We start from the raw sequence: 7,507 nt of genomic DNA, 5'->3' as shown, positions 1-7,507 counted from the left end.
TAATAGGGATACAGTGTCAGAAAGGTGTCTAACCCACACCCTTAACAACAACCAAAAGGAGTAACCCGCTTTCGTGTCGGAGATTTTGTCCCGTACAAAATAACCGACCGGAATGTGAAGCCAGAACATTGAACGGTTTGTGCAGAATAACATCAATACCTTGATTCCTATAAGTGATTCGATGTGTTCCAGGCAACAACTTCTTTGTTCCGCAGATCAATCCGGAAAGCCGGTTGCTTCTTTTATGAATTAAAAACAATCTCCTCCGACGCCCATTCGTCGGAGGTATAACAAATAGAAAATATGAAAACAATAACTGTAACAAAAAACCAACGTGCAATCGTTTACAAAAACGGACAATTGGTAGACGTTTTGAAATCGGGAACACACCACTTGTTTTGGGGTAAAACCGCTCAGGTGATCCCGGCACAACCGGCAATCAACGCACAGACAGCTTTGTTTGCTGAGTTGGAAAATGGAGCGTTTTCAAACTTACTGACTCGTCACGAGGTAGATTCGAACCAGTTATTGTTGCGTTTCTTGGGAAAGAACATCATTGAAACGTACGGTGTCGGGACCTACTTGTTCTGGAAATCTGAAATGGCGATTTCCTACGAGTTGATCGAAACAGCATCGACTCAAAACATTACAAATTTTGACCGGTCCGCGTTGGAGTCCACCATCATGATCGAGCGCCTGCACCGCGTAGTGGTTCCGGAAGGAAATCAATTGGTGGTGTTCGTGAACGGAGCTTACCAATATACTTTGGCGGCAGATACGTATTACTTCTGGAAGAATGCAAACGTGTTCACTTTCAAAGTAGTTGATTTGCGCACATTGAATATTGAAGTTCAGGGCCAGGAATTGCTGACAAAAGATAAAACATCAATTCGTGTAAACTTCTCCGGACAATACAAAATGGTAAACGTTCACCGTGCAGTGGTTGAAAACTCCAACTATTATGCGCAAATGTATGCAGCAATCCAGTTGGCAATCCGCGAAATCATCGGTTCTCAAACTTTAGATCAGTTGTTGGAAACAAAAACCGAATTGTCGAATCAGTTGGTGGAACGCGCAAATGCCTTGTTGGAAAACATCGGTTTGGAATTGATTACCGGAGGTTTGAAAGACATCATTTTGCCGGGAGATGTAAAAGAGATCTTGAACAAAGTGTTGGTTGCCGAAAAACAAGCGCAGGCAAATATGATCATGCGTCGGGAAGAAACAGCAACTACACGGAATTTGTTGAATACTGCCCGATTGATGGAGGAAAACGAGATGTTATACAAATTGAAAGAAATGGAGTTTGTGGAGCGGATCGCTGATAAAATTGACGGGATTCAGGTTCATGCCGGAGCAAATGTCTCCGATCAGTTGAAAACCTTGTTCTCAAAATAATCCGTTCACCTGGATCAACTCCGCACTGTCAGCGGAGATCAACAACTGCTACTGACAGATTGGTGTAGCAGTTTTATAAAACATTAAATTTGAAATCATGAGAAATATTACCGGTTCTGTTTTAGTTGAGATTGGGTTTCCGTCCAACGAAGCTTTCGGAAAGGCATTGAAAGTGTTGAAGAAAAACGCGAAAAGAAACGGATTGGAAAATTTGCTGGCAGAAGTGAAATTAGTGTTGGAGAATCCGGCAGATTTTACCGAACATGCCTTATGGGCAGACGCTGCCAACGAATTGATTGCCATTGAAGCCAGAAAGAAATTTATGATTCCTTTGAAGGAAGAAGCATTGCCTTTTGCGGTTTATGGGGAAACACAGATTGAACAGGGTGCTTTTGACCAGATGAAAACGGCGATGAGATTGCCGGTTACCGCTTTCGGAGCGTTGATGCCGGATGCACATCAAGGTTACGGATTGCCGATCGGTGGCGTTTTGGCAACAAAAGATGCAATTATACCTTACGGAGTTGGAGTCGACATCGGATGTAGAATGTGTTTGAGTATTTACGATATTCCGAGAGATTTCTACTTCGGGAACGAAGCACAGCTGAAACGGGAATTGATCGCTTATTCCCGATTCGGAGCCGGAGCCGGTTGGACGAGAGGAATGAAAGCTGATCACGCCATTTTGGAGCGGGATGAATTCAAACAGATCCCGATGTTGAAAACCCTGATGGATAAAGCCCATACGCAATTGGGAACTTCCGGTGGCGGAAACCATTTCGTGGAATTCGGTTTACTGGAAGTGCTTCAGGAAGATGAAAGCATCAACATTCCGAAAGGAACTTACCTGGCTTTGCTGACACATTCCGGATCGAGAGGTTTGGGAGCAACCATCGCCGGACATTACACCAAAGTGGCAAAAGAAAACTGTGTCTTGCCGGATGAAGCACGAAACCTGGCGTATCTGGATTTAAACTCCGACAACGGAAAAGAATACTGGGCAGCGATGAACCTGGCCGGAGATTATGCTTCAGCTTGTCATCATGTGATTCACGACCGGATTACCAAAGCCATTGGCGCAACCTGTTTGAAGCGGGTTGAAAACCACCATAATTTTGCATGGAAGGAAGTGCATTTCGGAGAAGAATACATTGTGCATCGAAAAGGTGCAACTCCGGCTGCAGCAGGCGTTTTGGGAATTATTCCGGGAAGTATGACCGCGCCGGGGTTCCTGGTGAAAGGAAAAGGAAAACCGGAAGCTTTAGCCTCTGCTTCGCACGGAGCCGGCCGACAAATGAGCCGGACACAGGCTTTCAAAACCGTCAAACAGGATGAATTGAAAGAAATCCTGAAAACACACGGCGTAACCTTAATCGGAGCCGGTTTGGACGAAGCACCTATGGCGTACAAAAACATTGACGAAGTCATGAAATCGCAGGAAGATCTGGTAGATGTTCTTGCACGATTTACACCAAAAATGGTCAGAATGGCCGAAGACGGAAGCAGGGAGGATTAACACCTCCCTGTTTTTGTTTTATAAAAGAATCTAAAACCTTGAAAGTCATTTCGTACTTTTGTTAAACACAATGAAAAAAATGGGTAAGAAAAAACCAAAAAAAATAAAAGATAAATCAACCAAAAAACTAAAAACAGGCCTCTATCACATTATTCGAAAACTATTTGAACAACACCAGGATGCGCTTTTAAACTATAAGCAGGTTTGCACCTTATTGCATGTTCATGAAAGTGAATCGCGAAAATTGGTGGTTGCTTTATTGCGGGAACTGGAAACAGAAGGTTTTTTGCGTAAAAGCGGGCACGAAACGTATCAATTTTCCAATCAGACAGAAACTGTTGAAGGAGAATTGGAGTTGACGCAGCGCGGTTCCGGTTTTGTAAATCTGGGGAAAAATCAGGCAGATGTTTTCATCGCGCCTCATAATATCGGGCAGGCCATTCACGGAGATATTGTCCGGGTTGCGCTCATCAAAAAAAGCGGAAACCGGCCCGAAGGAAAAGTCATGGAAGTTGTCTCCCGCGAGCGGACTCAGTTTGTAGGTACGATTCATATGTATGACAAACACGCTTTCCTGATTCCGGATAATACCAAAACGGGTGTGAAAATCTACATTCCGTTTGAAAAACTCAATAAAGCGAAGAACAAGGATAAGGCTTTGGTGAAAATCACCGTTTGGCCGAAATCGGCTGAATTTCCTTTTGGAGAAGTGATTCAGACTTTGGGTGGAAACTCGATCCACGACAACGAAATGATTTCCATTCTGGTCAGCCAGGGAATTCCAATCGAATTTGACGCAGATGTCATGAGCGAAGCGGAGCAGGTAACACTAGAGCTTGATCCGGTGGAAGTAGCCAAACGACGCGATTTCCGTGATATTCTGACTTTCACCATTGACCCGGTGGATGCGAAGGATTTCGATGATGCTTTGTCGATTCAAAAACTGGAAAACGGACATTATGAAATCGGTGTGCACATTGCGGACGTGAGTCAGTATGTGAAACCGGATTCTGCCATGGACAAAGAAGCGCTTAAACGCGGAAACTCGGTTTACCTCGTTGACCGCGTGATTCCGATGCTTCCGGAGCAGCTTTCGAATATGGTTTGTTCCCTTCGGCCGAAGGAGGATAAATTCACTTTCTCAGCCGTTTTCGAAATCGACGAGAAGGGGAAAATTTACAAGGAATGGTTCGGAAAAACGGTCATTCATTCTGATCATCGTTTCACCTACGAAGATGCGCAGGAAATTTTGGAGGGAGCAGATGGTCCGTACAAAGAAGAACTGCATATCCTGGATAAACTCGCAAAAATCTATCGAAAAGAGCGGTTTAAGAAGGGTGCTTTGATGATCAACTCGGAAGAAATCCGTTTCAAACTGGACGAAAACAAAGAACCGGTTGATGTGGTTGTGAAGGTTTCGAAAGATGCGCATCAACTGATCGAAGAGTTCATGCTTTTGGCGAATAAACACGTGGCCATGTTCGTGGGGAAACCGCAAAAAGGGAAAGATCCTGTTCCGTTTGTTTACCGTGTTCACGACAAGCCGGATCCGGAGAAAATCGCATTATTCAGTTTGTTTTTGGACAAATTCGGTTATTCACTGGAATTTACAAGTCCTGAAAAAGCCGCTCAAAGCATCAATAAATTGCTGAACGATATCCGTTTGAAAAATGAATACAACATCATTCAGCAAATGGCAATCCGAAGCATGGCGAAGGCAACTTACGACACAGACAATATCGGTCATTACGGTTTGGCGTTCGAGTATTACGGACATTTCACTTCACCGATTCGCCGTTATGCCGATTTGATGGTTCACCGCATTTTGCTGGAATGTTTGGAAAATAAACCGCACAAGTACAACCAGGTTCTGGAAGATATTTGCAAACGCATTTCACGCACGGAACGCAAGGCAACAGAAGCCGAGCGCGAATCCAACAAATACTTCCAGGTGGTGTTTGTTCACGATAAAATCGGGGAAGAATTTGACGGAATTGTTTCCGGTTTGGCTGAATTCGGGTTGTTTGTGCGCATGAACGAAAATGCGTGTGAAGGAATGGTTCCGTTGCAGGCGCTTCCGGGAGACCGTTATTCCTTCGATGAAAAGACGATGACGATTGTAGGACAGAAAACCGGAAGAACGTTCCATTTCGGAGATTCGGTACGCGTGAAAATTTCAGAAGTGAGCCCGAAAAAACGCACGATTGATTTGGAATTGGTTTCGGTTGGGGAATAATTAAATCAATAGTCATTCGGAATGAACGGATAAGATTCTTCCGCAGATTTAACAAATTACACAGATAAAAAAGCCCCGGCATTTCGACTTCGCTCAATGACCGGGGCTTTTTCTTTTTATACTCATTCTCTATATCCCAATAACCTTTATTCTAATATTAAACGCAAAGAAGCGAAGAACGCAAAGTTTTAAATGATTTTTATTCTTTCAATTCGTTTCTCTGCTTCAGATAATGTTATTCCATTTTCCCAATCTGAAATTAAGGGATGATCTGCTTCATGCGGTGTGATTTCCCGGCGGAGATTTCCGTTTCTTGTTTCTATATTGACATGCAAATTGAGCGTACTTTTTTCGTAATCGTTCCATTCATTGCTGATCATTCCAAAATATGTTTTTAGCTCCGAATCTTTTTTAAACTCTGATTTGTATTCTTCAAAGGTCTTTTCGCTGACAGAAACCCAGATTCCGCAATCCAATTCCTCACATCCATCTATAACCGGGATACTCAAAACCGTTCGAATAAACCGATCTGTTTGTTCCGGATGAGTAATGACGCAAAAATCATCTGAGATTTCCGCCATTTCTGCCTTTTCTTCATCCGATAATTCGTGATAATAAAACGGTGCATCAAAACCGATTGCAGGCAGTTTAGTATGCATTTTGCCACATATTTCGCATGGATTCTTTTTCTTCTTCCAAAACATTTCAGGCAGTTTTCATTCCAAATTCCACACACTTATTCCTTTTTTGCTTTGTCCTTCAGAAATTCATCTGTGAAATGCTGCTTTTGTTTCGGGTTTGAAAATTTCTCCGCATTGAAGTCCCGGGATTTTCCTTTGGGAATAGAAAGTGAGTTCCATCCGTTTTCGGAAAGCATTTTTCCAATGAAAACGATCTGGCCAACGTGATACGGATAATGCGCCAACTGTCGGTTGATCGCTTCTATTACGGAATGTCCCTGGTTGCGGATGTAAATGGTTTTATCCAGATCTTCTGTTTTTAATGCATTCAACGCGTCGAAAAAACACTTCCAACCTTCGTTCCACTTATCAACAAGTTCTTGCCGGGTTGTAATGGGATCTTCAAATTCCGAATCGCGGTTTCGCCACTCCTTTTCGCCGTCGCTTGTCAGAAAATCCGTCCATCGGGAAAGCATGTTCCCCGAAAGATGCTTCACTATAACCGCAATGCTGTTGCTTTCATCGTTGTATGTCCAAAACAGGTGTTCATCCCGCAACTGTGAGAAGGTGTTATCCCCGAGTTGTTTGTAATACGCAAATTGCTTTCGCACACTATTCAAATAGTCGTCTGTCATCATTTCCTCCTTTAAATACTATTACCTGAATTGCTTTGGTTTCTCTCCTTTGGCAGCAAATTCCATCAATTCGTTGATTCTTTTTTGCCGCGTTTCTGCCCGCTTCGCGAACGTAATCCAGTGCAACATCATTTTCCGTACAGACTTACTTAAACCTAGGAAAAACTCCGCTGATGCAGGTTGCGTTTCAAATGCCTGAAGCAAATCTTCCGGAATGATCAGTTCTTCTACCTCATCCAGAATCGTCCAGGAGCCGTTTTGTTTTGCCTTTTCAATGCTATCCAAACCGGCTTGGGTCATCCGCTTTTCAAGGATCAGTTTTTCAATCTTTTCTTTATTGATCTTTGACCAGCCACTCTTTGGTTTTCGTTTGCTGAAAAACTGGATAAAGCGCTCTTCGTCGATTGTTTTTTTGGTGCTGTCGATCCACCCGAAGCAAAGTGCTTCATCCACCGCATCGCTCCAGGAAATGCTTGATTTGTCGGATTTCTTTCTGTAATAAACAAGCCAGACGGATTGTCTTGACTGATGATTTTCCGTCAACCATTGCCTCCAATCCTCCTGGCTTTCCGGACAAAAAGTTTCTATTTCCTGTTCGTTGATTTTCATTCCGAAACCGGTATTTTTATTTCATTGCAACTAAAATACAGTTTACAATGAAAATACCCGCTAAATGATACGTTCCGCTGATAATTCCGTAATGGATCGGTCGCGGAATATTCGGATTAATCGCAATATTCAGTGTGTTCGCAACTAAAAACCCGAAACCAACAACGAACGAAAATTCCACAGCTTCATTGAACGCGGAGATATTCAGCGCGTAAAACAAAACCGCATTTGCAATAGTAATTACCAAAGAACAGAGCGCCGGACCAAGAATGAAAATCGGTGCTTTATTATTCAATTCTTCGTTTGCCTTTCCCAAAGAGATTTTGTACTGTTTCACAAATAAAAGTGTAAACCACAATGCTCCGAGCACGCAATACGCTACAAAAGCAACCAAAACACTTACCCAATTCAAATTTGTCAATTGATTCATCAT

The 7,507-nt window shown here is 43.0% G+C and carries 7 protein-coding genes; 3 read left to right on the top strand and 4 right to left on the bottom strand.

Annotated elements, in window-relative coordinates:
- Nucleotides 1–303: 303 nt before the first annotated feature.
- The 3 genes from Q1V93_RS02875 (at nt 304) to rnr (ending at nt 5,150) form a co-directional block, all read left to right on the top strand.
- Nucleotides 304–1,398, top strand: a complete 1,095-nt coding sequence (locus tag Q1V93_RS02875) for a slipin family protein (RefSeq protein WP_300661174.1) — start codon at nt 304–306, stop codon at nt 1,396–1,398.
- A 97-nt stretch (nt 1,399–1,495) separates the two neighbouring features.
- A complete protein-coding gene (locus Q1V93_RS02870; RefSeq protein ID WP_300661171.1) occupies nt 1,496–2,914 on the top strand; it encodes an RtcB family protein in 1,419 nt (472 codons plus the stop codon).
- Nucleotides 2,915–2,984: 70 nt separating this feature from the next.
- On the top strand, nt 2,985–5,150 hold the full coding sequence (gene rnr, locus Q1V93_RS02865; RefSeq protein WP_300661168.1) for a ribonuclease R: 2,166 nt from the start codon (nt 2,985–2,987) through the stop codon (nt 5,148–5,150).
- A 188-nt stretch (nt 5,151–5,338) separates the two neighbouring features.
- On the opposite strand, the gene Q1V93_RS02860 is transcribed toward rnr, so the two are convergent.
- Genes Q1V93_RS02860 through Q1V93_RS02845 form a run of 4 tightly spaced genes read right to left on the bottom strand, consistent with a single transcriptional unit; the run spans nt 5,339 to nt 7,504 of the window.
- On the bottom strand, nt 5,339–5,854 hold the full coding sequence (locus Q1V93_RS02860; protein WP_300661165.1) for a DUF2199 domain-containing protein: 516 nt from the start codon (nt 5,852–5,854) through the stop codon (nt 5,339–5,341).
- Between the two features lie 32 nt (nt 5,855–5,886).
- On the bottom strand, nt 5,887–6,468 hold the full coding sequence (locus tag Q1V93_RS02855; RefSeq protein WP_300661162.1) for a DUF1572 domain-containing protein: 582 nt from the start codon (nt 6,466–6,468) through the stop codon (nt 5,887–5,889).
- An 18-nt stretch (nt 6,469–6,486) separates the two neighbouring features.
- The gene (locus Q1V93_RS02850) at nt 6,487–7,074 is read right to left on the bottom strand and encodes a YdeI/OmpD-associated family protein (protein WP_300661159.1); all 588 of its coding nucleotides are present in this window, start codon (nt 7,072–7,074) and stop codon (nt 6,487–6,489) included.
- A gap of 16 nt (nt 7,075–7,090) precedes the next feature.
- Entirely contained in the window at nt 7,091–7,504 is a 414-nt protein-coding gene (locus Q1V93_RS02845; RefSeq protein ID WP_300661157.1) for a DUF1761 domain-containing protein, read from the bottom strand.
- Between the last annotated feature and the right edge of the window lie 3 nt (nt 7,505–7,507).

It is taken from the genome of Fluviicola sp. (genome assembly GCF_030151805.1).
Classification (GTDB): domain Bacteria; phylum Bacteroidota; class Bacteroidia; order Flavobacteriales_D; family Crocinitomicaceae; genus Fluviicola.
The sequence above is the reverse complement of the archived record's forward strand: the minus strand, read 5'-3'. Positions and strand labels throughout refer to the sequence as shown.

Coding starts and splice junctions, on each gene's coding strand:
- Q1V93_RS02875 (WP_300661174.1), top strand. CDS start 304: ATGAAAACAATAACTGTAACAAAAAACCAACGTGCAATCGTTTACAAA.
- Q1V93_RS02870 (WP_300661171.1), top strand. CDS start 1,496: ATGAGAAATATTACCGGTTCTGTTTTAGTTGAGATTGGGTTTCCGTCC.
- rnr (WP_300661168.1), top strand. CDS start 2,985: ATGAAAAAAATGGGTAAGAAAAAACCAAAAAAAATAAAAGATAAATCA.
- Q1V93_RS02860 (WP_300661165.1), bottom strand. CDS start 5,854: ATGTTTTGGAAGAAGAAAAAGAATCCATGCGAAATATGTGGCAAAATG.
- Q1V93_RS02855 (WP_300661162.1), bottom strand. CDS start 6,468: ATGATGACAGACGACTATTTGAATAGTGTGCGAAAGCAATTTGCGTAT.
- Q1V93_RS02850 (WP_300661159.1), bottom strand. CDS start 7,074: ATGAAAATCAACGAACAGGAAATAGAAACTTTTTGTCCGGAAAGCCAG.
- Q1V93_RS02845 (WP_300661157.1), bottom strand. CDS start 7,504: ATGAATCAATTGACAAATTTGAATTGGGTAAGTGTTTTGGTTGCTTTT.